Annotated in this window: 29 protein-coding genes and 3 pseudogenes; 17 read left to right on the forward strand and 15 right to left on the reverse strand. The window is 43.7% G+C overall.

The genetic code is table 11. The features are described from left to right. The first annotated feature begins 27 nt into the window (after positions 1–27). The 6 genes and pseudogenes from ACT6PV_RS10815 to ACT6PV_RS10840 all read left to right on the forward strand — a co-directional run. On the forward strand, positions 28–981 hold the full coding sequence (locus ACT6PV_RS10815; RefSeq protein WP_445116368.1) for a 3-hydroxyacyl-CoA dehydrogenase NAD-binding domain-containing protein: 954 nt from the start codon (positions 28–30) through the stop codon (positions 979–981). A gap of 261 nt (positions 982–1,242) precedes the next feature. Further along, positions 1,243–4,053 carry a type VI secretion system Vgr family protein gene (locus ACT6PV_RS10820; RefSeq protein ID WP_445116369.1) on the forward strand — a complete coding sequence of 937 codons (2,811 nt, stop codon included), beginning with the start codon at positions 1,243–1,245 and terminating at the stop codon, positions 4,051–4,053. A 1-nt stretch (position 4,054) separates the two neighbouring features. Beyond that, positions 4,055–4,846, forward strand: coding sequence for a hypothetical protein (locus ACT6PV_RS10825; protein WP_445116370.1), 792 nt, complete (start codon positions 4,055–4,057; stop codon positions 4,844–4,846). Positions 4,847–4,848: 2 nt separating this feature from the next. Continuing rightward, the gene (locus ACT6PV_RS10830; protein WP_445117095.1) at positions 4,849–5,121 is read left to right on the forward strand and encodes a hypothetical protein; all 273 of its coding nucleotides are present in this window, start codon (positions 4,849–4,851) and stop codon (positions 5,119–5,121) included. Between the two features lie 151 nt (positions 5,122–5,272). Continuing rightward, positions 5,273–5,824, forward strand: coding sequence for a DUF2345 domain-containing protein (locus ACT6PV_RS10835; protein ID WP_445117096.1), 552 nt, complete (start codon positions 5,273–5,275; stop codon positions 5,822–5,824). Positions 5,825–5,826: 2 nt separating this feature from the next. Further along, positions 5,827–6,726: pseudogene (locus ACT6PV_RS10840) on the forward strand (LysM peptidoglycan-binding domain-containing protein); the annotation flags it as partial. A gap of 18 nt (positions 6,727–6,744) precedes the next feature. Here the strand turns inward: ACT6PV_RS10840 and ACT6PV_RS10845 are convergent. Continuing rightward, a protein-coding gene (locus tag ACT6PV_RS10845) for an IS3 family transposase (protein ID WP_445114756.1) occupies positions 6,745–7,892 on the reverse strand; the annotation gives its coding sequence in 2 pieces (ribosomal slippage) (positions 6,745–7,646 and positions 7,646–7,892; 1,149 coding nt in all). 92 nt (positions 7,893–7,984) lie between these two features. On the opposite strand from ACT6PV_RS10845, the gene ACT6PV_RS10850 reads away from it, so the two are divergent. From ACT6PV_RS10850 to ACT6PV_RS10875, 6 genes are all read left to right on the forward strand, one after another. Continuing rightward, positions 7,985–8,374, forward strand: a complete 390-nt coding sequence (locus ACT6PV_RS10850) for a M15 family metallopeptidase (RefSeq protein ID WP_445116371.1) — start codon at positions 7,985–7,987, stop codon at positions 8,372–8,374. A gap of 8 nt (positions 8,375–8,382) precedes the next feature. Beyond that, a complete protein-coding gene (locus tag ACT6PV_RS10855; RefSeq protein WP_445116372.1) occupies positions 8,383–8,853 on the forward strand; it encodes a hypothetical protein in 471 nt (156 codons plus the stop codon). A gap of 174 nt (positions 8,854–9,027) precedes the next feature. After that, entirely contained in the window at positions 9,028–9,477 is a 450-nt protein-coding gene (locus ACT6PV_RS10860) for a hypothetical protein (protein ID WP_445116373.1), read from the forward strand. Positions 9,478–9,596: 119 nt separating this feature from the next. After that, a complete protein-coding gene (locus ACT6PV_RS10865) occupies positions 9,597–9,872 on the forward strand; it encodes a hypothetical protein (protein WP_445116374.1) in 276 nt (91 codons plus the stop codon). A 37-nt stretch (positions 9,873–9,909) separates the two neighbouring features. Continuing rightward, positions 9,910–10,287: a helix-turn-helix domain-containing protein gene (locus tag ACT6PV_RS10870; RefSeq protein WP_445114758.1), complete on the forward strand. Its 378-nt coding sequence runs from the start codon at positions 9,910–9,912 to the stop codon at positions 10,285–10,287. Positions 10,288–10,307: 20 nt separating this feature from the next. After that, the gene (locus tag ACT6PV_RS10875) at positions 10,308–10,814 is read left to right on the forward strand and encodes an IS630 family transposase (RefSeq protein WP_445117097.1); all 507 of its coding nucleotides are present in this window, start codon (positions 10,308–10,310) and stop codon (positions 10,812–10,814) included. Between the two features lie 232 nt (positions 10,815–11,046). Here the strand turns inward: ACT6PV_RS10875 and ACT6PV_RS10880 are convergent. After that, positions 11,047–11,145, reverse strand: a pseudogene (locus ACT6PV_RS10880) (IS982 family transposase); the annotation flags it as partial. A gap of 99 nt (positions 11,146–11,244) precedes the next feature. On the opposite strand from ACT6PV_RS10880, the gene ACT6PV_RS10885 reads away from it, so the two are divergent. The 3 genes from ACT6PV_RS10885 (at position 11,245) to ACT6PV_RS10895 (ending at position 12,753) form a co-directional block, all read left to right on the forward strand. Then, the gene (locus ACT6PV_RS10885; protein ID WP_445116375.1) at positions 11,245–11,679 is read left to right on the forward strand and encodes a hypothetical protein; all 435 of its coding nucleotides are present in this window, start codon (positions 11,245–11,247) and stop codon (positions 11,677–11,679) included. A 28-nt stretch (positions 11,680–11,707) separates the two neighbouring features. After that, the gene (locus tag ACT6PV_RS10890) at positions 11,708–12,172 is read left to right on the forward strand and encodes a hypothetical protein (protein ID WP_445116376.1); all 465 of its coding nucleotides are present in this window, start codon (positions 11,708–11,710) and stop codon (positions 12,170–12,172) included. Between the two features lie 116 nt (positions 12,173–12,288). After that, on the forward strand, positions 12,289–12,753 hold the full coding sequence (locus ACT6PV_RS10895; RefSeq protein WP_445116377.1) for a hypothetical protein: 465 nt from the start codon (positions 12,289–12,291) through the stop codon (positions 12,751–12,753). 189 nt (positions 12,754–12,942) lie between these two features. Here ACT6PV_RS10895 and ACT6PV_RS10900 read toward each other — a convergent pair. The 4 genes and pseudogenes from ACT6PV_RS10900 to ACT6PV_RS10915 all read right to left on the reverse strand — a co-directional run. Continuing rightward, positions 12,943–13,173: pseudogene (locus tag ACT6PV_RS10900) on the reverse strand (VENN motif pre-toxin domain-containing protein); the annotation flags it as partial. A gap of 594 nt (positions 13,174–13,767) precedes the next feature. Then, positions 13,768–14,016, reverse strand: a complete 249-nt coding sequence (locus tag ACT6PV_RS10905) for a hypothetical protein (protein WP_445116378.1) — start codon at positions 14,014–14,016, stop codon at positions 13,768–13,770. A gap of 71 nt (positions 14,017–14,087) precedes the next feature. Beyond that, positions 14,088–15,209 carry an acyltransferase family protein gene (locus ACT6PV_RS10910; RefSeq protein ID WP_445116379.1) on the reverse strand — a complete coding sequence of 374 codons (1,122 nt, stop codon included), beginning with the start codon at positions 15,207–15,209 and terminating at the stop codon, positions 14,088–14,090. 86 nt (positions 15,210–15,295) lie between these two features. After that, positions 15,296–15,973: an HAD-IA family hydrolase gene (locus ACT6PV_RS10915; protein ID WP_445116380.1), complete on the reverse strand. Its 678-nt coding sequence runs from the start codon at positions 15,971–15,973 to the stop codon at positions 15,296–15,298. Between the two features lie 101 nt (positions 15,974–16,074). Here ACT6PV_RS10915 and ACT6PV_RS10920 point away from each other — a divergent pair, with 101 nt between their 5' ends. Beyond that, positions 16,075–16,842 carry a hydroxymethylpyrimidine/phosphomethylpyrimidine kinase gene (locus tag ACT6PV_RS10920; RefSeq protein ID WP_445116381.1) on the forward strand — a complete coding sequence of 256 codons (768 nt, stop codon included), beginning with the start codon at positions 16,075–16,077 and terminating at the stop codon, positions 16,840–16,842. 37 nt (positions 16,843–16,879) lie between these two features. Here ACT6PV_RS10920 and ACT6PV_RS10925 read toward each other — a convergent pair whose 3' ends face one another. From ACT6PV_RS10925 to rpe, 6 genes are all read right to left on the reverse strand, one after another. After that, the gene (locus ACT6PV_RS10925) at positions 16,880–17,365 is read right to left on the reverse strand and encodes a methylated-DNA--[protein]-cysteine S-methyltransferase (RefSeq protein ID WP_445116382.1); all 486 of its coding nucleotides are present in this window, start codon (positions 17,363–17,365) and stop codon (positions 16,880–16,882) included. 31 nt (positions 17,366–17,396) lie between these two features. After that, a complete protein-coding gene (locus ACT6PV_RS10930) occupies positions 17,397–17,714 on the reverse strand; it encodes a DMT family transporter (RefSeq protein WP_445116383.1) in 318 nt (105 codons plus the stop codon). 235 nt (positions 17,715–17,949) lie between these two features. Then, complete coding sequence (locus ACT6PV_RS10935) at positions 17,950–18,756, reverse strand: copper resistance protein B (RefSeq protein WP_445116384.1); 807 nt, start codon at positions 18,754–18,756, stop codon at positions 17,950–17,952. Further along, positions 18,743–20,494 (reverse strand): copper resistance system multicopper oxidase, encoded by a 1,752-nt coding sequence (locus ACT6PV_RS10940; RefSeq protein WP_445117098.1) that lies wholly within the window; start codon positions 20,492–20,494, stop codon positions 18,743–18,745. The genes ACT6PV_RS10935 and ACT6PV_RS10940 overlap by 14 nt, the downstream gene beginning before the upstream one ends. A 100-nt stretch (positions 20,495–20,594) precedes the next feature. Next, positions 20,595–21,086 (reverse strand): hypothetical protein, encoded by a 492-nt coding sequence (locus ACT6PV_RS10945; RefSeq protein WP_445116385.1) that lies wholly within the window; start codon positions 21,084–21,086, stop codon positions 20,595–20,597. A gap of 326 nt (positions 21,087–21,412) precedes the next feature. After that, a complete protein-coding gene (rpe, locus tag ACT6PV_RS10950) occupies positions 21,413–22,099 on the reverse strand; it encodes a ribulose-phosphate 3-epimerase (protein WP_445116386.1) in 687 nt (228 codons plus the stop codon). 219 nt (positions 22,100–22,318) lie between these two features. Here rpe and ACT6PV_RS10955 point away from each other — a divergent pair, with 219 nt between their 5' ends. Further along, a complete protein-coding gene (locus ACT6PV_RS10955; protein ID WP_445116387.1) occupies positions 22,319–22,597 on the forward strand; it encodes a DUF2218 domain-containing protein in 279 nt (92 codons plus the stop codon). 49 nt (positions 22,598–22,646) lie between these two features. Here the strand turns inward: ACT6PV_RS10955 and ACT6PV_RS10960 are convergent, their stop codons facing one another. The 3 genes from ACT6PV_RS10960 to fghA form a co-directional block, all read right to left on the reverse strand. After that, positions 22,647–23,699: a M48 family metallopeptidase gene (locus tag ACT6PV_RS10960; protein WP_445116388.1), complete on the reverse strand. Its 1,053-nt coding sequence runs from the start codon at positions 23,697–23,699 to the stop codon at positions 22,647–22,649. 14 nt (positions 23,700–23,713) lie between these two features. Then, positions 23,714–24,826 (reverse strand): YjgN family protein, encoded by a 1,113-nt coding sequence (locus ACT6PV_RS10965; RefSeq protein WP_445116389.1) that lies wholly within the window; start codon positions 24,824–24,826, stop codon positions 23,714–23,716. A gap of 182 nt (positions 24,827–25,008) precedes the next feature. Beyond that, on the reverse strand, positions 25,009–25,845 hold the full coding sequence (fghA, locus tag ACT6PV_RS10970; protein WP_445117099.1) for an S-formylglutathione hydrolase: 837 nt from the start codon (positions 25,843–25,845) through the stop codon (positions 25,009–25,011). Positions 25,846–25,858: the final 13 nt, after the last annotated feature.

Raw genomic sequence — 25,858 nt, forward strand, 5'->3', positions numbered from 1 at the left:
CGTAGTCATCATTTATAGAGGTGAGTTATGAAACAGGTGCAAAAGGTTGCAATTGTTGGAACCGGTGTCATTGGCGCAAGCTGGGCAACATTTTTTCTGTATAAAGGATATGCGGTCAGTGCCTATGATCCGGCAGAAAATGCAGAAGAGAATCTGAAAGCCAGAGTCACCGTATTTCTACAGGACCTGTTTGAACTGGACCGTGTCGATGCAATAGATGAACAGGTCCAGCGCCTGCTTACCCAATTAACCTTTGAAAAAGACATTGCCAAAGCAGTTCATGATGCGGACTTCATTCAGGAAAGTGGCCCGGAACGGCTGGAATTAAAACAGGAACTCTATCGACAGATTACAGAGAGTTGCCCTGGTGACACCATTATTGCATCCAGTTCTTCAGGCCTGAAGGTTTCAGACATCCAGGAAGATGCCATCCATCCTGAGCGCGTGCTGCTGGGGCATCCATTTAATCCGCCGCATCTGTTGCCGCTGGTTGAAATTATTGGTGGGAAAAAAACCGAGCGCTCGTTTATTGATGACGCATATCAGTTTTATGCAAGCCTTGGGAAAAAACCGATTCTGATCCATAAGGAAGTCAAGGGTCACGTCGCCAACAGATTACAATCCGCCTTGTGGCGGGAAGCCTTTTATCTGGTCTCTGAAGGCGTGTGCAGCGCTGAAGATGTTGATATCGCCATTGCCAATGGACCTGGCATCCGCTGGGCCGTATTCGGGCCGTATCTGAATATGCAACTGGCCAATCAGCAGGGCTTTAAAGCCGCCATGCATCATCTGGGGGGACCAATGATGGAGTGGTGGGGCGATATGCACAGCTATAGCCTCAATGACGAAGAAATTGAACATCTGGGACAGGAAACTCAGAACTTCATCGACAAGCTTGGGGATGGCTATGATTTACAGGGCAAGCGGGATGAAGCACTGATAGAGATTCTCAATCTGAGGAAAAAACTTGATTTACCTTAAACGCTGCTGTTCATAAAACCTGTAAAAGTCCTTATTGGTTCGTTCATTGCATCTTTTATGGTGCATAAATGAGCAGGCAGCTTACAGCCCTGCGTATATCGCTTAAAACTGGTAAAAACATCCTGCTGAAAGATAAGGAAATCCATCATGGATTCCCTTATTGTTTAACTGTCATAAAGTATTACAATTTATGGGGTGGACTTGCCGATCAAACCACCCATAATTATAAAAAACTGCTTAAAAATAATCAGCATGCCGAACATGATCAAGCCATTGCACATCCACGCCGAAATGGACCGGCTCGGGCTGAGTGCCCGCAACCGCAGCCTGCACATCCAGTTTTCAGACCCGGGCCTGAACCTGCAGCTGTTCCTGCAGCGCATCGATGCCGGACACGCCCTCAATGCCGGACTGAAGGCCGAGCTGCTGTGCCTGTCCATCAATGCCCATATCGAACTGAAACAGCTGATCGGCTGCCGGGTGGCCGTGGACACTGTAACCGACCTGGGGCAACTGCACCGCATCAGCGGCATCATCACCGGGGCGGAAGCCGGCCAGTCGGATGGTGCCCTGAGCATCTACCGGCTGCAGCTGCAGGATGCCACGGCACTGTGGGAAAAACGCCGCAACAGCCGGGTGTTCATGAACAAAAGCGTACCGCAGGTGGTGGAGATCCTGTTCCGGGAATGGCAGCAGCGCAGTCCGCTGTTTGCCGCGTCACTGCAGCTGGACACCCGGGGCCTGAGGGAGGATTACGACATCCGGCCCTTCATCATGCAGAGCATGGAAAGCGATGCAGCATTCATCCAGCGCCTGCTGATTTCCGAATCCATCAACAGCCTGATTGACGAAAGCGATCCGGTCCCGGCAGACGTGACCAGCCCGATCCAGCCGCAGCTGCTGCGGCTGATTGACGACAACCGGCACTACCGTGCACTGAAGCGGGGCAGCATCCGCTACCACCGCAGTGATGCCACCGAAGCCCGGGACAGCATCGACAGCTTCAGCGCACAGCGCAGCCTGCAGCCGACCGCAGTCCACATCCAGCGCTGGCAGGCGGAAGGCCTGTACCGGCAGGACGGCAGCGGCTCAGTATCAAGCCTGCATCAGCACTCGTCCCAGCACAGTGTGGCCCGGCTGGGCCTGGAGGATGCCCGGCAGGACAGCCCGGCGTGGACAGCGGACCTCAACGGAGACGACGGTGCCACCCGCGCCGGCAACAGTCAGCCGGAACGGCTGAACCTGCACCTCAGCCGGCTGCACGAACTGCGGGCAAAACAATTTACGGCAGAGGGCAGCGTCCGCGATGCCCGGGTGGGCTACTGGTTTGAACTGGAACACCACCCGGAACTGCAGCGGCATGAGCGGTCCGAACGGGAACTGCTGATCACGGCAAAAAGCCACTGGCACGAGAACAACCTGCCCAGAGCGCTGCAGCAACAGCTGAACCGCCTGCTCGGTGACAGCAGCGCTCACAACAACCATCACAACAGCGACCGGCACCAGCGCAGCCGGCTGAAGCTGATCCGGCGGCAGATCCCGATGGTGCCGGACTACGACGCCCGGCAGCAGCCGATGGCGCATCCGCAGCGGGCCCGGGTGGTGGGTCCGAAAAGCGAAGAACTGCACACAGACCAGTGGGGCCGGATCAAAGTCAGGTTCCTGTTCACCCGTGAAGACGACCATGCCCATGACGGCGGTGCCGGAACCAGGGACAACGACAGCGACTCCGCCTGGGTGGATGTACTGACCCCGTGGGCCGGGGATGGCTACGGAGCACGCTTTCTGCCGCGGGTTGATGAAATCGTGGTGATCCAGTTCTTTGACGGCAACGTGGACCGTCCCTACGTGGCCGGTCGGCTGCACGAAGGCCATCGCTCCCCGACCCGCTTTGACGGGCTGGGCCAGCTGCCGGACACAAAAAAGCTCAGCGGCATCCGTACCCGGGAAGTGGATGGCACGGACTGGAACCAGCTACGCTTTGACGACACCCGGGACCAGGTCAGTGCACAGCTACAGAGCAGCCATGCCTCGAGTCAGCTGAACCTGGGTAATTTAAGCCATCCGAAGGACACGTTACAGGACGGCACTGACAGGAGTCCCGGCCGCGGCGAAGGCTTTGAGCTGCGGACGGACCGGTGGGGAGCACTGCGGGCCGGTGAAGGACTGCTGCTGAGTACGCATGCACGCAGGCGGGCTGAAGGCAGCCACCTGGATGCAGCAGAAGCCCGGCAGCAGTTACAGTCCGGGCTGGAGAGTGCCACGGCGCTGAGTGAAAGTGCAGAAAGTCAGCAGATGGATCCCCTGCCGGCGCTGGCCATGCTGAATGAACTGCTGGGCTGCATCGCAGAGCTGAAAGTGGAAGATCCAGCGCAGGCAGAAGCCTTCAAGGCCCGGATCATGCTACTGGCCTCGGGTCAATCCACGGCGCTGAGCAGCAGTCAGGATATTCATCTGAGTGCAGATACCCAGATCAGCCAGACTGCCGGTGACAGCATTAACCTGAGCACGCAAAAGGACCTGACGGCTCAGGCACAGAACAAAATCAGCCTGTATGCAGCACAGAGTGACCTCAGTGCCGTAGCCGCCGGCGGCAAGGTGGACATACGGGCACATAGCAATGGCATTGACCTGATTTCCCGTAACGACATGCAGATCGATTCGACGGAAGAACATATTGATTTCAGTGCGGCCCATGAAATCAGCATCAAGTCCTTGAATTCTGAGGTGATAATAAATGGTTCGGGAATTTACCTGATTACCAAGGGGAAATGCACCATTTATGCGGCGCAGCATAAGTTTGAGAGTGGGGAGAAAGTCGTTTCGCCTGCAATAATTTTACCAATGTTGATTCCTTATGAGGAGAGTCAACAATTTAAAATAGTGGATGAAAATAATAACCCCAAAGAGAACATTGATTACCTTATTTTAGATGAGAATAGTCAATTTCATATAGGAAAAACGGATAAAGATGGTTTAACAAAACGTGTGTTTTATGCAAAAAAAAGTGTGCTGCAAATTTTTTATGCAGCTGAAGCTATAGAAAAAATGGAACAACTCGGATTAAGTTAATATGCTTGGAAATACACATAAAAGTAATACAGAAATAAATAAACCCACAGTAACGGTAACCTTAAATGAGTATGCTATTGTTGTTGGTTTTGAAGTTAACTATCCAAATGCTTTTGTAATCCAGGATAATGGTTGGATCACAAAAAGTAATGAAAGAACTCAACTACTAGATATTGATTATGGTCATGCTTTTTTTTATGTTACAAAAAACGATATTGTTGAAGTTTTTTTTAGTTTTGGTCCCAAGGGGGCTGGAAAGGATGGATGGTTCAATCAAGGCAATAGCCAATCACCGAATGGTTGGAATACAGGTGCAGTTGTAAAAAATGGATACGCCAGTAGCCGACCAGGGACACCAGATTATGGTATTAGTGAAAAAACAACCTTGTATAGAATGTTGGTTAGTGAAAAAATTGCAAAAAAAATTATAGAAGAAACCAATAAAGTACGAACAGAAATTGTAAGTGGTGATCAAAAGTATACTGCATGGGTTAACGATACATGCGCTGAAACAGCATATGATATTTTAGTTAATTATATTAGCAACTTACCTAAAGGTGTTGGTGCTGTAAAACAAAGTGGGGCTCCAGTTTTAAAAGTTATTAATCCTTACATGTGGCACTACAATTTTACTCAATCAAAATTTGCAAAGCCTGAAATTATTTATCCTTCTTTAGCTAAAACTTCGGGTAAAGCTGTTTTATCTAGCGATGGACTTCATTTAAATAACTCTTGGATTTTAAACCCGAAAGAGAAAGATCCTATTGTTGCAGAAGGATATATTAAAAAATGAAAATATTAAGATTAAGCATAGGAGTGGTTATTATGATATCTTTGTTTGGTTGTACAAGCTCTAAAATTAAACAGCAAGAAAACTTTCTAAAGCATGTTCATAAAAATACTCCAGAACCTTATAAGGAGTGTATGGTTAATTATATTAAAAATCATTGGGATGATGCATGGGAAACTTATAATTCCGAAAAAGTTAGAGAGGCTAGAGGTGAAACAGATATAGTTAACTTTATGATAGAAAAATTTTTACCTGAATGTAAAAAACAAAGTAAATAAGGTGGTTTTCAAAAAACCATATCATTTCTTGTGAAAATTGAGACTTCTACTGACATTTTGGTACATTTTACCTCATGTCATAGGAGTTTCAATTTTGAGTACAAAAGCCCAACGGGAACACTGAAAGTTTTTGTGCCTGAGATCAAGCAAGGTGGACATCCGGGCACATAGCAATGGCATTGACCTGATTTCCCGTAACGACATGCAGATCGATTCGACGGAAGAACATATTGATTTCAGTGCGGCCCATGAAATCAGCATCAAGTCCTTGAATTCTGAGGTGATAATAAATGGTTCGGGAATTTACCTGATTACCAAGGGGAAATGCACCATTTATGCGGCGCAGTATGATTTTGGACCAGGGGAACAGGTTGCTGTAGAAATGCCCCATTTACCTATTGTGAATGAAATCAAAACTTTTACCAATAAGTGGGATTTTTACGATTTATTTTATGAGGCTGATTTTTCAGAAGTAAAATATAAATTAATCAATAATAAAAATAATACCTATGTTTCAGGTGGACTGGATCAACATGGGCGAACCCAGCGAATGAATACAGCCAATAATGAAGATTATGACATGCTCATTGGTACTGATGATGACTGGAGTATTTCAGTAGATGATGGCAGTAATGATGATAATTTTGAGTATAACTGTAGTTGTGGCTCACATGAATATCATGAGCATGAGGGGGAAATATAATTATGGATTGCTTAGCAAATATTAAATTCCTGGATGCGCTTGATCAGCCGATTAATGGTTTAGTTCATCAACTCTGGGTAGGCCCAACGTTAATCTCTGATTATGTTACTCCAGCCAGTGGTGAATCTGTCTGGATTAAACGTCCAATTGGTACAGTTATTGATGTTCGGGTTAGAAGTATTACTTCTGGAGAGTATAAATCCAAAGTTAAAATACAACTCATTGGTGAAAAAACAGTTTTTATTGTCCGTAGCCCAAAAGTGCTACTTAAAGGGCTAAATCTTTCTGCCAGAGATGTCGCAACAGGTACATACGTCAGATCGACCTACATTGTTGCTGAGGGCGACTATTTAGGGCGAATTGCTGTTGATAACGCTACGACTATTGATGAACTGGTTAGAATTAATAACCTCAAGGATGATACAGATATTCGTGCCGGTCAAATTCTAAAGCTCCCTCCCAAAAAATCAGAAACACCAACGCCACCACCTGAAAGTAAGCCAAAACCACAGCCAGAAAAACAAAGTCAGCAAGAAAAAACGAAGATTATTGTTGTTCAGCAAAAAGATACTCTATCGTTGATTGCTAAATTGACTGGTAATACAGTTGATGAGATTAAGAAATTAAGCGGGCTAAACAGCGATAAATTAAGTCAAAATCAAAAATTAAGAGTTTATGACCGTAAAATAGCATCTGCGGTATCTAAATCACAGCCTGAGAAGAAAAAAGAAGAGAACAAGCCTGTTAGACCTCCGACAGTAAAACAAGATGCATCAAAGAATAAGGAAAAAACACCTGTAGCAAAAGTGGAATCTCCTGCACCAGTCAATGCAAAAGGGTTGTTACCTCAAGCCTGTGGAGGAGAAAAACACTATAAGAGAACTTTAGCTCGAATAGCTGAGTGAATAGCCACTAAGAATCTAGATACACGCCAGCTTCATTTCATAAAACGTCTCGAAGTCCTTTGGCGACCGCTGGTCGTTAGCACCATGGCGACGTTTCACGTTGTAGAACATCTCAATATACTCAAATATATCTGATCTAGCTTCAGCACGCGTTGAATATATTTTCCGTTTAACTCTTTCTCGTTTCAGTAATTGGAAAAAGCTCTCTGCCACAGCATTATCGTGACAGTTGCCGCGACGGCTCATGCTGCTTTCCAAACCATGTTGCTTCAGAAAGGCTTGCCATTCATGACTGGTATATTGGCTACCTTGGTCAGAGTGAACCAATACTTTATTTGTTGGCGATCTACGCCAAACTGCCATCAATAAAGCATCAAGAACTAGCTCTTTAGTGATCATTGGTTTCATAGACCAGCCAACGACTAACCTTGAGAAAAGGTCAATCACAACAGCTAAATACAGCCAGCCTTCATGAGTACGGATATAAGTGATATCTGTTGCCCATGCTTGATTTGGCTGTGCAGGATTAAACTGCCGATCTAATGTATTGGCTTGAACAATAGGTTGATAGCCCTTTGAATATCCTGGTTTTCGATAGCCACGTTGGGATTTCAAGCCTTCCTGTCGCATCAGTCGATGTACACGATTAACTCCACAAGGCTCACCAATATCACGCAAGTCACAGAAAATCTTGCGATAGCCATATACACCGCCTGACTCTAACCAAAACTGTTTAATCAGGCCTGACAGTTGTTTGCTACGTTTGGCTGTAGCACTCAAAGGTTGTTTCAACCATGCATAATAGCCACTGGGATGAACCTCCAGTACCGAGCACATTCTATAAATTGACCAGACCTGCTGGTGATCCTTGATAAAGGCGTACCTCATTTTGACTGGCTGGCGAAGTACGCCGCGGCCTTTTTTAAGATATCACGCTCTTCTGTAACTCGTTGCAGCTCTTTCTTTAATCGAGCCAACTCTTTGGTTTGATCTTCAAGAGCAGTAGCTTGGGGTGTTTTAGGAAAGTATTTCTTAACCCAAGCATAAACACTATGGGTCGTTGTGCCTAATCTTCCCGCAACCTCTGCAACACTGTAGCCTTTCTCAATGACTTGCTGCGCTGCTGCAATCTTGAACTCTTCGGTAAATCGTTTGCCACTCATAAAAACACCTCTTAATTAGCTATTTTATCTAACTATTCGGTATCGACAAACTTAGTGGCTATTCAGAGCTTCACCCGATTTACCAACCTTATGTGATTAAACTAATAAATACTGCATATCAGCGGCTTGGAATAACTTGGGTCATTACAGATGGTTATAGAAGCCCATCAGCACAAGACGCTTTACCACGTGCTAATACTAATGCTAAAGCCCTGCAAAGCTATCATCAATATGGATTGGCAATAGACATTGTTTCTGTCAGAAAGGGGGAGATAACGTACCTTTCTGATGACAATCAATCTAAACTTGATAGTCAAAAAATAGGACCAATAGGTCAAGAGTTGGGATTAGAATGGGGAGGATCATGGAAAAAGAAAGATTGGCCACATTTCCAACTATCTCCAAATGGTAAAACTTGGAGAGAACTAAAGCCTCAACTATTGGAGTTAGGTGTAAAAAATTATAAAAATTTAAAGTTTTAGGTGAAATCATGAAAAAAGTTATAGGCTATTTAACTCTAATGTTCTCTATAGTTGGTTGTATTAATAGTCAAATATTGGCTTTTACTTACACAGGTGTTGAAATAAGCAATAAATTTAATAGATTACAATCCATAATTATTCCTTATGAGTATGAAGATGGAAGGATTTCAGATAAAAATGCAACAATATATAAAATGAAAAATAGGGAATGTGCGATTGTTGCTATTTTGAATAATGAATCAAACTTTGGTGGCTATGAAGATGTTATATATTTTTCGAATAAAAAAATGAAATCAGGATATACGAGGAGTTTTTTTTCTACATTCATAGATAAAGACGCAATGAAAAAAGCGAAAAAAATAAGATATGATGAGTTTATGAATGATTCTGATAGTCAAAACGAGTTACGTATAGACTTCAAAAACTATCTTAAGCAAATGAATAAAAATACTCTGAAAAGTTGTAGTGTTACACCGTAAAATCTAAAATTACAGAAAGTCATGTTTTAAAATTGAGTAACTTCTCGACAGCTCTGTTTATTTACTATCAAATAAATGAAAATTGGGAAAACATGAAGGGTTTTAAGACCCCAACTTTTAAAGATTGGTGTAAAAAATTATAAAAAGTTAACTTTTTAAGCGATGGAATTTATTATGTTTTTAAGAGTCCTCACTATATTTTTATTTGTTGTAAGTACAAATATTGAAGCAAAAGAAAAGCTGTATAGTGGGGTTGAAATTAAAAAAAATTATAAATTACTGCAATCTATGGAGATACCTGCAATTTATGACAATGGAATGGTGTTAAATAAATACGCTCGTGTGTACAAAATGAATAATCAATGTGTTGTCGTTTCCAGGTTGGATAATGAGTCTAATTTCGGTGGCTATGAAGATATTATTTATTTTAAAAAAGGAACTATGCTGCGCAACTCAAAACAAAGTTTTTTTTCTATATTCTTGGATGATGATGCAAAAATAAAGTCTAAAGAAATAAAATATGGTGATTTTTTAAATGGGAGAGATGTTCAGCAAGGCTTAAAAGAAGATTTTATTCAATATAGAAAAAAGTTTAATAAAAATACGTTAAATAAATGTAGTTAACATTTTTTAATGTTTAGGCTGTATTTTCTATTTCATCCATGTTTGGCACATATAAAAATCGTTATAGCTAAGCTTAGACAATTAACTAAATATGCTGATGGAGATCCTTAGGTGAAACTATGAAAGAAACTAATGCATTTTCAATGTTTTTATTAGTGGTTTTATTCGGTTGTACAAGTACTAATATGACTTCTAAGAATATAACTGGACAAGATATAGAGCAAAGACATAATAAACTGCAAAGTTTTATTTATTTTTTTGAAAATGAAGAGCAAGATGGAGCAATCACGGAAACAAAAGTTGATATTTATATGATCAATAATCAACAATGCGCAATTGTAGGGAAAACTTTTGGTGATTCTGGTTTTGGTGGTATAGCAAAATGCATTTTTTGAGCTACAATGGGTAAAGTCCTTTAAATTGTTTATGCATATGCCAAAGATATATTCAGAAGATTTACGCCGGAAAGTCATGGAATTCTACCGAAAGAGTGGTCATAAATCGAATACCTGCACAACTTTCAATATCGCCCGGACAACACTGGATGACTGGATTCTGCTTGAACAGCAGACAGGACAGCTGGCTCAGCCTAAACTTGTCAATGTCGGCAGACCTTCAACCATTAAGGATCTGGCTTCTTTCAAAGTATTTGTTGAAAATACAAAGTTCTCACAGGCAAAAGACCTGGTTCCACTTTTTAAAAACCAGTTCGGATATGCAGTTTCCTATGATGTCATACTGGCAACACTTCATAAGCTGGGATGGACGCATAAAAAAAGAGTTTCCTCTACAGGCAGGCCTGTCAAATAAGCAGAACTGTATTTCAGTGGATTCTTCCTCAGTGGGAACAGGAATATGGCAGGGAAAATATTCTGTATATCGATGAATCAGGAATCAATACAACTGACACAGCAGAATATGGATGGTCCATTAAAGGAAAACGCTGTCAGGATTTAAAGTCAGGCGGTCATGGAAAAAGAATGAGCATGATCAGTGCCGTGAGATCGAATGCACCCTACAGCTTTTTGTCACCCCTGGTTTTTCAGGGTTCATGTGACAGACATTTATTTACAGGGTGGCTTGATTATTTATTTCGGAATTTACCCGGGTCAGGGTATCTTTTGATCCTGGACAATGCATCCATTCATAAAGGCCGGGAAATAGAACAGCTTGCTGAAACGTATAATGTACGGATCGCCTATCTTCCGGCATATAGCCCTGATTTAAATCCGATTGAACAGGCATGGTCTGTACTGAAAAGGAAAGTCAGAAATATTGTGAGTCAGCAGAATATTTCCATCTGTGAGGCTCTGGATATCGGATTTAAAGAAATGTAGCTCTTAATTTGCATGTGGCTATAGTGAAACTTTAATTTTTTTCAAAAATAAAAAACTACTTTCTGCCAGCTTGAGACCATTTACTGGATTGGGGCGGAAAGATGATGGAATTAATTACTTAAAACCTTTTCCAGATAATGAAGTTAAATCTATGTTAGAAGAAAGCTTTCAAGGCTATTTAAAGCAAATGAACAAAAAAACTTTGAGTAAATGTAGTTAACCTAAGTCCTGCTTAATCCGATGTTTTTATAATGTGAATGGTCGGCTTATTTTGGTGACAAACCTGATGGGGACATAACGATGCATAAATCCCTGCAAAATAATCCGCGACTTGAACTCAAGACTGGGTTATCATTGGTTCAATTAAGACAAGCAGTTAGTAGTGCAGGTGGTGATCCTTTAAAAGTTAAATATGTGGAAAATTAAATATATGATAATTTTTGGAAAAATAGTAGAATATATATTCGTTCTCTTGTTTTTTGTAAGCCCGGATATATATGCTGTAGGAACACAGAATATTCCAAAAAAGATTTTTGAATTAGATTTAACCGATGAAAGAGTTTCCACTCAAGGAGGAGACATTGAAGTTTTAAAATCTAAGAATTATTGTATATTGGTATTGAACTTATATGGAGAAATGGGACAGGAAAAATATGCATTTAGATTTAACCAAAAGAGATTAATAAATACGCGGCATGTTGGTTATAAATATCCTGTAAATGTTTATGAAATGAAGCCTGATACAAAAATAATTGTGGATTTTGATAGAACATATGGAGCAAACCAAAATAGAGCATTATTTAAAAAGTTCAATATTTATAAAAAAAGGATACCAAATAAAGTACTAAAGCAATGTTATAGCTAGATGCGCTTTTTGATATTTGAGGTATGGAATGAAGTTTTTCTTAATTACAATCTCGCTTTCTTTACTATCTAGCAGTTGTATAGCTCAGGCTAATGGTAAGTATAAATATACTGGTTATGAGATCGGGTATAAATTTACCGTATTACAAGATTTTATTACTGATTATGAAGTGGAAAATGGAGGTCCTGTTTTTTATAGTGATGTAAGTATTTACAAAGCAAGTGAAAACCAATGTATTATGGTCTCTAGAATAGATGGTGATTCTGGGGTGTATGGGACAGAAACCATTTTATATTTTTATAACTCTAAAGTTTCATTTGGATACTATGTAAATTACAATTATATATTTTCAAATAGCGATGATTCCATTAAATTGAATAAAGTAAATTATGAAAAGCCTAAAATTAAAAGATCACTGGTTGAACTAAATAGGGAATTTGGTAAATATATAAATAAGATTAATCAAAAAACTTTAAACATTTGTTCTAATTAGTGTTTAAATTTTTAATTACATCCTAATGGAAAAACATGGCGTAGTTTAAAGCCCTAGCTTTTAAAATTAGGTGTTGGAAACTATAAAAAAATAACTTTTTAGTGTGAGGAATATTCGTGAATAATATTTATATATTGTTTTTTATAAGTCTAATGGTTAGTAGTTGTTTTACTATGAGTATCAATTATGAGAAATATACAGGCGAAGAAATTAATAAAAAATTTAAAAAAATACAAGAGTCTACTTTAGATTTTGAGGCTGAAAATGATGGTGCTATTTATGAGGATAATATTAGCATCTATAAGATCGATAAAAAATTATGCGTTATTATTTCTAAGATAGATGGAGATTCTGGAGTTTATGGAACAGAGAGAATTTTATATTTCAATAATTTAAAATATAGATCAGGTTACCTTAATACATTTGCTTATGTTTTTTTGAATAATGATGAAAGTAAAAGGACTAATAAGACAAAATATATTGAAAGAATAAATGATTCAGAAGTTCAGAAAGAACTAAATAAAGATTTTATGAACTATCGAAAGTTTCTAAAGGAAAGTACATTAAAGTCATGTTCTTAAAAACAATTTAAATAAAACCCTTTAAATTGCTTATCCATATGCCCAAAATATATTCAGAAGATTTACGCCGGAAAATCATGGAATTCTACAGAAAGAGTGGTCATAAATCGAATACCTGCACGACGTTCAATTGATCCTAGACAGTGTTGTGGACAGCCGATCTGGATGAACAGGGAAAATTGTAAGCCCATTATTCTCCACCGCATTCTGCCCAACTACACCCGCAAGCTGCGCATTAAATGCTGAATCACCAACTGTTCCTCCAACCACTGCGCCTATCGCTGCAGTCAGATCCCGGATCTGAGTTTTCACATCTTCGGGTAAAAGGTTCGGCTGGAACTCGCCATGGGCATCCTGATACTATTTTTTGTCTTTGTATTGACTGGTGAGATAATCCGCCGCCGCTTCACTTGCAACCGCTGTGCCATGTCAGACCCGAGCCTTTTCTCATCTTCAAAATTTATCCCAAGAAATTCAGTTCCTCAGGCATTTCTTTTAATTCCTGGACACTATTATCCAATATATTTTTCATAATTATTTTAATTTTATATTTTTTAACATAATAATCTATCACTGTATATAACTCACTATAAGCATCGCCTTTATACGTTTCAACGCCCCATCTTATTTTTTTTGTTTGCCAATAATAATTACATGATACTTTATCCTCCAATTATATCTTAGTTTCAAAATAACAATTTTATCAACATCTTCCCATTTAAGGTTTTTTCTTCTTAAAAATAGCGTTCGATACTTTCCTCCCCCATTATTAATATAAATTGGAAATACCGAGGATAATCCTGAAAGAGTCATGAACACTATACCAAATAACAATCCCACTCCAAAAACTCTTTCTAAAACTGAACCGGCTAAAGCATGCTCCCATCCAACCTTATATATATATCGGGATACTGACTAAAAATCCAAGAAAAAATAATGAAGATAGTAAAACCGTGATACGATCTGAATCTTTATGCACATAAGAAGGTTCCGAATAATTTAATTCATCCATTATTATTTCCCTTCCTTCTTGTGTTGCTCATTTTTTGGTAATTCTTTGGGCTTTACTTTTTGAATCGCTTCAGCACCCACTCCTACAATACCTGAATTTATCCCCACAACAGTTTCAATGGTTTTACTGGTTTTTCCAGCAGCAACAACCGCTGCCTCACCACTAATAGTCGGAATTAAGGCTCCTACAACAGCAGATTTAGGTACATCTTTCAAAATAGGATCCCCTTTTAACCAATTGGTAATAACCATACCGCCTGCACTGATCTCCTCCCCAAAGTCGATACACTCTAAACTGTAAACATGGCCTGTTTTCGGGGGAATTACCATTTGCTGTTTGTCGATTGCAGCAGTCTGGTTCTTATTTTTAGATTCAACGGCGTTGAATAATATTTTTCAATGAACCAGCTCAACAGAAAAGTTGTCATCAGAAAAATCGGAAACAGCAATAATTTTTCCCCAGGCAAGATGAGCTTAGGCGCATAAAAAACCTTCATGATTCCCAGAATAATCAGGTGAAACAGGTACATCTCATAGCTGCGCTGCCCCACCCACACCAGGCCTGCAACCCTCCGGGATGGACGTTCAATCCGACGGTTATCTGCCAGACCATAAATCAGCACTGCGGACAATAATGCAAAAGCACTGATCCCCCATGTGCTGACCTCCCGGATGGGTGCATACAGGTATAAGGCACACATCAATATGACCACCGGCATCAGCACACAGGGATTTGAACCGTGATGCCACTGCCATTTCTGCCGGATTAATGCGGTCAGACAACCCATTGCGATACCATCAAAACTGACAAAATAATGATAAAGCCATACTTCGCTGTCTTCGCCGGCATGTAAAAACCGGAAATACGGCGCATAGGCAATCGTTGCCACCAGCAATAAAATCAGCCCCCGGCCACGCCCCAGCAGCACACAGAGCAACGGAAAAGCCAGATAAAACACTTCCTCAACAGAAAGTGACCACAACACCCCCAATGCATAGTTCACCCAGCCATATTTGATGATCAGCAGATTCATCCAGAAGGTCAATGCAGACCATACAGTCATGCCATAGGAGACCTCTGCACCCTTTGGTGCATGGTTCACAAATGGCTGAAGCCCGAGGCTGCCCAGCAGGGTGACCATCACCACCAGTAAAATCAGACAGGGAATAATCCGGGCAATGCGACGAATATAAAAATCCCTGATGTTGATCTGCACCAGCGAAGCACTGCGCTGTAAAGTGTGCTGCGTGATTAAAAAACCTGAAATCACAAAAAATAAGGTCACACCATAATTGCCATTCCTGGCAATCAACGTACTCAGACTTTCCCCGAAAACCGCTATGCCAAGCACGGTATCCTGCAATGTATAGGGAATATTAAAGTGATGAATCAGTACCAGCAGAATGGCCAGCCCACGCAATACATCAATCTTATAATTTCGCATCAGATCCATTCATTGCTGCAATTGTTGAAATAATGCTGCGGCCTGATATAAAACCGCTGCTGAGCGTTAACGAGCAGATGAAGAACTCAGCGGTTATCAGCCTGCATGGCACGGTGCTGATCCAGCAGTGCAATCAGCGCTGAAAACTGCTGAATCCGTGCCAGTGGCCTGGCTGCATCGAGTTCTGCCGCCACACCATAGCCATACTCTACGGCAATGGTGTCAATACCATGACGACGTGCCCCCAGAATATCATGTTCACGGTCACCAATCATTAAACACTCTGTCGGGTTCAGTTGCTCTTTTTCCAGAATATAGGCAATTAAGTCACCTTTATTGGTGCGTTCTCCTGTTAATTCACTGCCATAGGGATAATCAAAATACTGGATTAAATGAAAATGCTCGAGAATCCGCCTGGCATAAATTTCCGGCTTGGCCGTGGCAAGAAACAGACGATAGCCCTGTTCCTGTAACCGCTGCAGAGTTGCTGCAACATCCGGGAAAACTTCATTTTCAAATAATCCCGTCACCGAAAAACGCTCCCTGTATCCCTGTACAGCCTGCTCTGCCAGCGCATCGTCCACCGACACATTTAATATCTGGGCAAAGGATGCCTTTAAGGGCGGTCCGATCATCCAGTCCAGATTTTCATCTTCAGCCACCACGCAGCCTACTTTACTCAGACCATAGCGTGCCGAAGTGATAATCCCAACTTTAGGGTCCGTCAGCGTTCCGTCCAGATCAATCAGCAGATTCTTAATCATATTACCCCCCTGTTATTTCCATTCTGACCTTAAGAAATGATTCGAGACTTACAGCGAATTTACCTATACTAACCTGAACTCTGTGAAATAAGGACATCGGTATGCGCCCTGTTGTGTTGTGTTTTTCTGGCCTGGATCCTTCCGGTGGTGCAGGTTTACAGGCAGATATTGAAGCCATTGGTCAAAGTGGCGCACATGCAGCAATTGCCTGTACTGCGCTCACCATTCAGAACTCACAGCAGGTTTTTGGCTTTGAAGCCGTTTCCAGTCCGTTATTACTGGCTCAGGCCAATGCCGTAGTCAGTGATTTACCCATTCGCTGTGTAAAGTCCGGCATGCTCGGAACCACAGACAACATTGCCGCACTGGCTCAGTTTTTAAGAGAACACCCGGATTATCTGTACGTATTGGACCCCGTACTGGTTGCAAACAGTGGCGGCGCACTGGGGGACCAGCAAACCCTGGTCAGGGCATTTGCTGAACTGATTCCGCTGGCAACGGTGCTGACCCCCAACACAGTGGAACTGCGGGCCCTGACCGGCGAGCAGGATCTGGAAAAAGCCACCCGGAAACTTTTCGCAATGGGTGCAAAAGCAGTTCTGGTCAAAGGCGGCCATGAAGACACCCCCGACCATATCCGCAATGCTCTGTATATCAATATGGAAATGGTCTCTGAAAGCACATACCCGCGTCTGCCAGGGGAATATCATGGTTCAGGCTGTTCACTGGCCAGCTTTGTTGCCGGGCGTCTGGCACAGGGAGACCATCTGAAACAAGCGGTTCAGCATGCCGAAATCTGGTTATCTGGTGCATTGAAAAATGCAGAAACACCCGTTCCCGGTGGGCAGAAAATTCCAAAACGGTTTTAGTTTTCTGCTTCAACTCAGCGCTTATTTGCTGAATCGGTCAAAATAGGCCGGCTTCAATGTTTAAAAGCGTCTGCTTATTGCCCAGGCCACCGGCAAAACCCACCAGCTGACCCTTTGCCCCCACCACCCGATGACAGGGCGCAATAATGGAAATGGGATTTTTACCATTGGCAGCACCAACAGCCCGTACCGCTTTGATATTGCCGGTCTGCTCCGCAATCTGCTGATAACTGCGGGTTTCTCCAAAGGGAATCGTCAGCAGGGCCTGCCAGACTTTCTGCTGGAATTCCGTGCCCTCAAACTCCAGTGGTAAATCAAATACTTTTCTCTGCCCGACAAAATATTCATTCAGTTGCTGCTGAGTTGCCAGCAAAACCGGATGTTGTCTGTCTTCGATCAGCTCTGCCAGTCGTACCCGTTTCGGATTTTCATTTTCCCACAGTACTGCAACCAGTGCCGTCTGTGTCGCCACGAGTTTTAACAAACCGACCGGGGAGCTGATTTCCATATATGAAAGCTGCATTGCCATTGCTTCTGTTCGTTCCACCCATACGTCAGGACGATGATAACTTCATCAGAATTAAACCGGAAACAATAAGTACTGCAGCCAGCATCCGCATGGCCGTCACCGGTTCCGCCAGTATAAAAATACCGACCAGGAATGAACCGATCGCACCAATTCCGGTCCAGATGGTATAGGCGGTTCCCAATGGTAAGCTCCGCATTGCATAGGCGAGCAGACTAAAACTCAGTACCATAAAAACCAGGGTAACCACTGCCGGTGTAAGTCGGGTAAAACCTTCTGACAGTTTCATGGAATATGCCCACACCACTTCAAAAAGACCCGCAAAAATCAGGATAATCCAGGCCATCACGCCCTCCACATGTATTAATGGGATCAGGACGTCCTGAAAAATTTTCCCGCACCCGCGAGGGAGGTCGTTCCTCCTGAGCATGCATCATTATATCGTATAAACATACAACGAATCACGGTGATCTGACTTCAGTGCAGGCAATATATGGTTCGCCCATCTATTGCCAGAAATAAAAGAACGATCAGAGATCAGAATAATGCATGCTATTCATGCTTATGCCGCCACCGACCAGTCAGAATTTAAAGCGTATCCCGGCAGCATATAAACCACCCTGTTCTGAGGATGACGCATGCTGCCACTCCGTCTGCTGATTGCCCCTGTGGTATGCATAGGCAACATCAATGAATGGCATCACTTTTTTATTGATTTCATAGCGGATTTCCAGTCCCGCCTGGGCACTGTTCAATCCGGTTCTGACAGCATGTGGAGAATCATCACTGAAAATAACGTTGAAATCCAGATGCGGTTTTAAAATCAGTTGCTGAGTCAGCAGTACGTCCCGCTTAGTTTCCAGACTGAACGAAAGCTGCCGGTCCTCTCCAATATAGACATAAGCTTCCGTTTCAAAAAAATACGGCGCCAGGCCATATAACCCCAGCACAGCACTGGTCTGATGCCGATCCACCGTCCTGCCCTGATCATGACTGTACTGAACCCCGGCCTGAACATCCCAGAAATCTGAAATCATGCGACTGTACAATGCTTTGGCCTTATATGCTGTCTGCTGTGATTCTGGCTGATCGGTATTGATTTTAATGAATAATCGATTTTCATCAGAACCCACCCGTGTTTCAAGTTCAGATTTCAGGGTGCCCTGGCCACTGTCATCCAGTGTCCATTTGCTTTCCACAGTAGTGAGCTGGTGAATCTGTGCGCCATGATCCTTCCGATGATCATGAGCCTGGTGTTCAGGAGTTTCAGAAGACGTCATACCATCCTGCATCGGTACAACCTGCCCTTCATGAGCAAAAGCCATCGCACTGAACAACAGACATGAGCCACTGAAAACCGCTATTGAGAAAAGTTTAATGATGCGCATGCTGATCTCCCTGTACAGCCGTGTGACTGGTCTGCTGTGTGGGTTGAGTTGATTCCCCGACTTCAGCAACACGGACAACAATCAGTTTGTTCATCATCCCGGCGTTCATGTGGTACAACAGATGGCAATGAATGGCCCATTCCCCTATTTCACTGGCGGTTAATAAGGCAGTTACTGTCTGACCCGGCGGGACAATGATCGTATGTTTATCCGGCATGTCAGCCGCAGACTGACCATTTTCCAGCTGCATAAACATCCCATGCAAATGCATTGGATGCGCCATCATACTGTCATTGATAAATTTCAGACGAATCCGTTCACCATATTTTACTTTAAGCGGTTTTGCATCACTGAATTTCTGACCATTCATGGTCCAGATATAGCGTTCCATCGTACCGCCCAGGCGAATCACCAGTTCAGTTTCTGCCTCACGGGTATCCGGTTGTGGTCTCAGTGCTTTCAGGTCACTGTATTGCAGCACCTTCATCCCGGGAGGTACAGCGGCATTGGCCCAGCCATAAACAACTGCGTCATTTTTCTGAGATGGATCAATTTTTTGAGATGAATCACTTTTCCTGGATAAATCAGCAGAAGAATGCCCCATATGTTCAGTCGATGTCTCCGGCGCTGACATAGCCGGCATCTGTGCCTGCCCAGGCTGATGCTGCATACCGGAATGATTCAGACTGTCATTGTTTCCACCATGTCCCATATCCTCCATGGTCAGTAAGGCACGCGGACGTGGCGCAGGCATATGCACAGCCTCTGTCAATGGCGTATTTTCATTGTGCAGGCTTGCGAGGGCATAACCGGAGCGATCAATGGATTCAGCTTCAATCTGATAATGCGCAGCCTGAGGCTTTACAATCACATCGTAAGTTTCAGCGGTGCCAATGCGGAATTCATCCACCGGTACAGGCTGTACAGGCCGCCCATCGGCACTGACCACTGTCATCTTCAGCCCTGGAATCCGCACATCAAAAAAAGACATGGCTGAAGCATTCACAAAACGCAAACGGATACTTTCACCGGGTTTAAACAACCCGGTCCAGTTTTGCTGAGGGGTTTTGCCATTCACCAGAAAAGTATAGCCGGTCACATCTGACAAATCAGTTTTCAGCATCCGCATCCGATTCCACATCGAACGGTCCTGCCATGTGGACTTCAGTCCATCCCGCTGCAACTGCTTCCATACATCAGACACGGTTTCCCGCCGATTCTGATAATATTCAGCTGATTTTTTCAGATTACTCATGATCTGAGCACTGGTATTTTCATGGAAGTCCGACAGCATCACCACCTCATCACGGTCCGTTTTTTCATATGCTGCAAGCGGTTGTCTGCCACGGGGATAAATCACCAGCGGGCCGTATAGCCCATCCTGTTCCTGCCCCTTACTGTGTGCATGGTACCAGTAGGTTCCACTCTGACGGACCCTGAATCTGTAGCTGAAATCCCCCTGCGGCTGGATCCCCTGAAAGCCATTGAAACCCGGGACACCATCCATCAGCCCAGGCAGCAGCAGACCATGCCAGTGAATGGATGAATCCTGATTTTTTAGATGATTATGCACATGGATCACCGCTTCATCCCCTTCTTCAAATTCAAGTAAGGGAGCCGGAAACTGGCCATTGACCGTAATCCGCTTGAATGGTTTCCCGTTAACATTGACAGTGGTTTCATCGATATTGAGGTGATATTGCTTCACGGCGGCGAATAGACCCGATGAAAAAAACATACAAATGCCCAATAAAAGGCTTCTAAATAATTGAATAGACATAACTTAATCCTGATTTTTTAAACAATGATCTTTAAAAAAGATAGTTTTTAAAAATGGATTAAGCTTTTGGGGGACGTAAAATTTGCTGCCAGAAGCCGCTCAGATGCCGCATCTGATAATCAGTAATAATCGGCTGGACAGCCTGTGAACTCAAAGGTGCAGACAGATACAGTGCCTCAATACTCAGCCATGTAATCAGCGACTGACACATGGATAGGCTGCAATCCTGACAATGGTGGGATTGTAACATTTGCTGTTGCGACATACCGGACATACAATCCAGCTGCTGATGTGACCTCTGCGATTGATGTAATGCATGTTGCTGATGTGATATATGCTGCCGGTCAACAGTTTCAGTTGCCGGGGTCTGATTGCAATGCTGCTGCATTTGCTGTTGCGACATACCGGACATTTCATGCAGCATCTGCTGATGCTGACCCTGCATGGTCAGGTGCATGCTTTTAACGGAAGCCATGGACACACTGCTCCACCCAATGACAAACGCCATCAGACAGATAAACCACAGCGGTTTAACAGGTTGTGTCAGCAAGATCAATCCGACTCAGCATTGAATAGTAAGGTGCCAAGCATAACCCGTATGGCCAGCAGGCGCAAATCCGGGCATCAGCCTTTCCACAATAACCATATGCATTTGCAAAACTATTGAATCCCATATTTTTTATGCATACTACACAGCCCACACACGGAATTCACATGAAATCATGCTGTTTCCAACAGGCTGTCAGCCCTTTCATAAATGCCTGATGTAATTCTTTTTAATCTATACCCAATTTATACATCGGGTTATCAACACAGTTATCCACAGAGTTATCATCAGAGTTATCCACAACTTGCCGCTCTGAACTGTGGAATATTTTATGCAGTTACGGCACCGGCGCGGGCAAGCTCAGTACGCATTTCGTCAATGACAGCTTTATAATCGGGCTGTCCAAAAATTGCAGAACCTGCAACAAACATATCCGCACCCGCTTCTGCAATTTCACGGATGTTCCCCGGCCCCACACCGCCATCCACTTCCAGTCGGATATCCCGGCCGGATGCATCAATCATACGACGTGCCTGACGGAGTTTTTCCAGCGTAATCGGAATGAATTTCTGTCCACCGAAGCCCGGGTTGACACTCATTAATAAAACCTGATCGACCTTATCCATCACATAGTCCAGATAATGCAGCGGCGTCGCCGGGTTAAATACCAGGCCTGCCTTTGCGCCACCCGCCTGAATCAGTTGCAGGGAACGGTCAATATGGTCTGACGCTTCCGGGTGAAACGTAATAATATCTGCACCGGCATCCAGAAAATCCCCGATCAGACGATCTACCGGAGACACCATTAAATGCACATCAATCGGCGCCTGAATCCCATATTTCTTTAAGGCCCTGCACACCCCTGCACCAAAGGTCAGGTTTGGGACATAATGATTGTCCATGACATCAAAATGGATCACATCTGCACCGGCCTTCAGTACATGTTCCACCTCTTCCCCCAGACGGGCAAAATCTGCGGATAAAATGGAAGGTGCGATTAGATAGGGCTTGGACATGGACTTACCTGGCTGTGAACTTTCTGATGACACAAGTATAACAAATTTAGTCAATCATCAGGATGGTCTCAGCTTTCCAATTCAAATCCCCTCCCTGTTTCAAATCTATCATTGCAGGAACAGTATCGCAAAAAAAAACCAACCAAAGGCTCCATTCGCCCCCTACACTGCCCCTATTACATTTGCTATGTTTAACTTTCAGCTCAGGAGTAAATGAAAATGAAAAGTAATACAGCTATTCTGACCCATGAATCACAACGTATTGCCAAACGGCTGCTGAATCACTGGAAGCATAAATTTGAAGTAGAGGAAACTGGAACATCTCTGAGCATTTTTATGCCGGATGCGACTGTCATTATGCAACCACTTGCAGATCAACTGGCCGTTCAGATTGATACACAACGTGAAGATTATTTACACTTGGAGCAGGTTGTTATTAACCATCTGAACCGAATGGCGCAGCAGCAATTCGATGTGGAATGGCAGCACCAAAACTGATACTGCCCAAATGATGAGGATCATGGCCACACAGGAAAAACGATGATTCTCAGCGTCGTTTCTGCTGCTTTTCAAAATCACGGACCATTCTGATGCGTTCAGCCGTTGCCGGATGAGAAGAAAAAATATCAGACATCCCACTGCCGGTGGCCTGCTGTTTTTTCTCCTTTCTCTCAGTGGCAGTTTCTTCACTCATACGTTGCAGAAAGTCTGCAAAATGTGAGACATCAATCTTCTGCCGATCCATCAATTGCAGCGCATAAAAATCGGCCTGTTGTTCAAATTTACGTGAATAGCCGGAACCAATGATGGCAATCGGCAGTGAGGTCAACAGGTCCGAACTGTCTCCGGTCATGGCGATATACAGTATGCTCATGCCCAGACTGGACAGTGCCTGCTGCAAACTGTGCCTCTCCACCAGATGGCCCTGCTCATGTGCCAGCACCGCCAGAATTTCCTGATCACTGGCAGTCATTTTCACCAGTTCATCGGTCATGATAATGGTGTGATTGGGCAATGCCACTGCATTTGCCCCCAGTTTACTGCCCTGACGGAAAATCAGTTTCGCAGCCTTGTCCCCGGCAATTTTCTGCAGATATTCAGACCGAATCTGCTGCTGACGACTCTGCGGCAACTGACTGGGCCGGGTCCAGTCCTCAACAATATATTTTTCTGCCTGATTTCCCACCTGCATCAGGGTATTTTCAGGCAACTGGAAAGCCACCAGCCGGGCAGTCGCAGGAATTCCCCATTTCAGTACAGCGAATGCCAGTGCAACCACCACAATTACGCTGAATACAATCAAGGCAGGTGATTTTTCCAGCTTCCAGACACGGTGCTGAAACTGATTCTTCTGCACAGGCAACCAGTCCGGTACTTCATGACTGAGAAATTCAATACGTGCGTCATTATCCAGTTCAATAACCGGCGGCTTTTTCCCCAGTGCACCAATCAGCGTCATCTGTTCCGTCTTCAGCCGTTGCTGCTTTTTGCCCTGATCGTCATAACTGACCATCATCGAATCTGCATCAATTGCAATCAATTCTGCATGATGCGGTTTTGAAACAAGGCCATCGTAGAAAATGACGGAAACTGACTGCATAGGATCATCCTGGATTACAATGAAATATCCAAATCAAAAATATCACTGATTTCTTCCGCAATGGCACTGTGATCCGTCTGTAGCATATTCACCATCTGATCAGGATCATCCGCCAGCGACAAGCTTAAGGACTCAATCTGATATCTGGCAAGACGAATGGCAGCCCATGCTGACATCAATCCCAGACTGAGCAGTTTCACAATCCAGTTACTTGCCACAATCCAGGCATAGCGCCATTGATTACAGTCTGTCTCAAACTGGCTCTGTCCAAGCGTGGTGTGGTTCCAGCTGGTGATAAAAATACGGGCCTGTATCAGCGGGCCAACAAAAATAATCCCCAGCAGATAAGCCGCAAAAAACAGGAAAACACCGGCTTGCCCCAAGCCACTGCCTACCATCGGGATTAACGTAACTATCAACACGCCAATCACAATCAATAGCACGATAAACAGCACAACCGGCACATACACGGCGGTCATGTAATCTGACCATGAATTATTCAGCTTAAAACGCAACTGCCCGGCATACAGATGGTCCAACGTATAGCGTTTGTACAACCACACCGCCACCGGAGTAAATAATCCCAGTGTAAAAATAATAATCAGCAGCCCCAGGAAAAACTGTTTATAGGCGGTTCCGGTCGTGCCTTCAAAATAAAAACGACTGTTGCCATATTTACTGTTTCTTGAAGCAAAACGTAAGGTCGCTCTGAGTAACCACGGAATCGCCAGATAAATAAATAAAAACCCAAAAATGGCAACCTTCGGTTCCAGATAGCCGAATGCTGCAAATGCAGCCCATATCCCCAGTGCAATCAGACGGCCATATAAAATTTTGACCGGTAATCCGGTAAAATCAAAAAAGCGCTGAAAGAATTCAGTGTTTGCATAAAAATAACGCAGCCGTCTGACTTTTGCCCACGGCGCATACAGACTTAAAGTCACAATGGTTAATAAAATATTGACGATCCAGATTCTGAAATATTCCATCGCCTGACCGTGAAATTTAAATCGATGCAACTGACCTGAATCAGCAGAGAACTGAAATGGTACCTTAACTGGAGGCAATCCGGTATCAGCAGCTGTGGAAAAACGGTCTGGCTGTTGCGGGGAATTCTGTTCCTGCATGTATGTTCTCTTTTTTTAAATTTATCGGGACAAGGGTGATTTTCAATGTCTGCATGATTGACTTGAATCACTGGTTTTTTAAGTGCAAATAATAAAGAGAAAGTTTATATCTTTTTGAATGCAAATGAAATAGCAGAGCGCTCGGTGGCTGCCGCTATTACTGAATCTGCCAGCTAAACCGGCTATTTCTGCAATTGCAATGCATGAAATTGCAGATGATCATCCACAAAACTCTGAATAAAATAATACCCATGATCATAGGCTTCATGCTGTCTTAAAGTCAGTTTTTGCCCGACCTGCTCACAGGCCTGCCGGTACAGTTCAGGATTCAGCTGGCTATAGAACTGATCGGCCAGACCCTGATCAATCAGCACCTCATCAAATAATGCCCCTTTCTGTAACAGCAGTTGCGTGGCATCATGCTGTGCCCATTCAACCGGATCATTGCCCAGATAACTGGAAAATGCCTTGACTCCCCATGGACATTCACTGGGTGCACAAATCGGTGCAAACGCAGAAACCGATCGGAATTTCTGTGGATATTTCCAGGCCAGTGTCAGGGCACCATGTCCGCCCATGCTATGACCGAATATTCCTACTGCCTGATCCCGAATGGGAAATTCAGCAAGTAGCTGTGGATATAATTCATCCACCAGATAACTTTCCATCCGGTAATGCTCTGCCCACGGTGCCTGTGTGGCATTGATATAAAAGCCAGCCCCCTGCCCCAGATCCCATGAATCCGCGCTGGCCACATTTTCACCGCGTGGTGAGGTATCCGGGCTGATCAGGATCAGTCCCAGCTGGGCCGCCAGACGCTGGGCATGTGCCTTGATAACAAAGGTTTCTTCGGTGCAGGTCAGTCCTGCCAGGAAAAAAACCGCGGCACATTTTTGTGCTTTTAAGGCCTGCGGCGGTAAATACAGGGCAAATCGGGTCTGGCCTTTCAAAGCAGATGAGGAGATCTGATAAATCCGCTGCTCCCCTTCAAAACAGGTATTGCGCTGTATAAGTTCCATCACATGTCCTCCT

This window comes from Acinetobacter sp. WZC-1 (assembly GCF_052544965.1).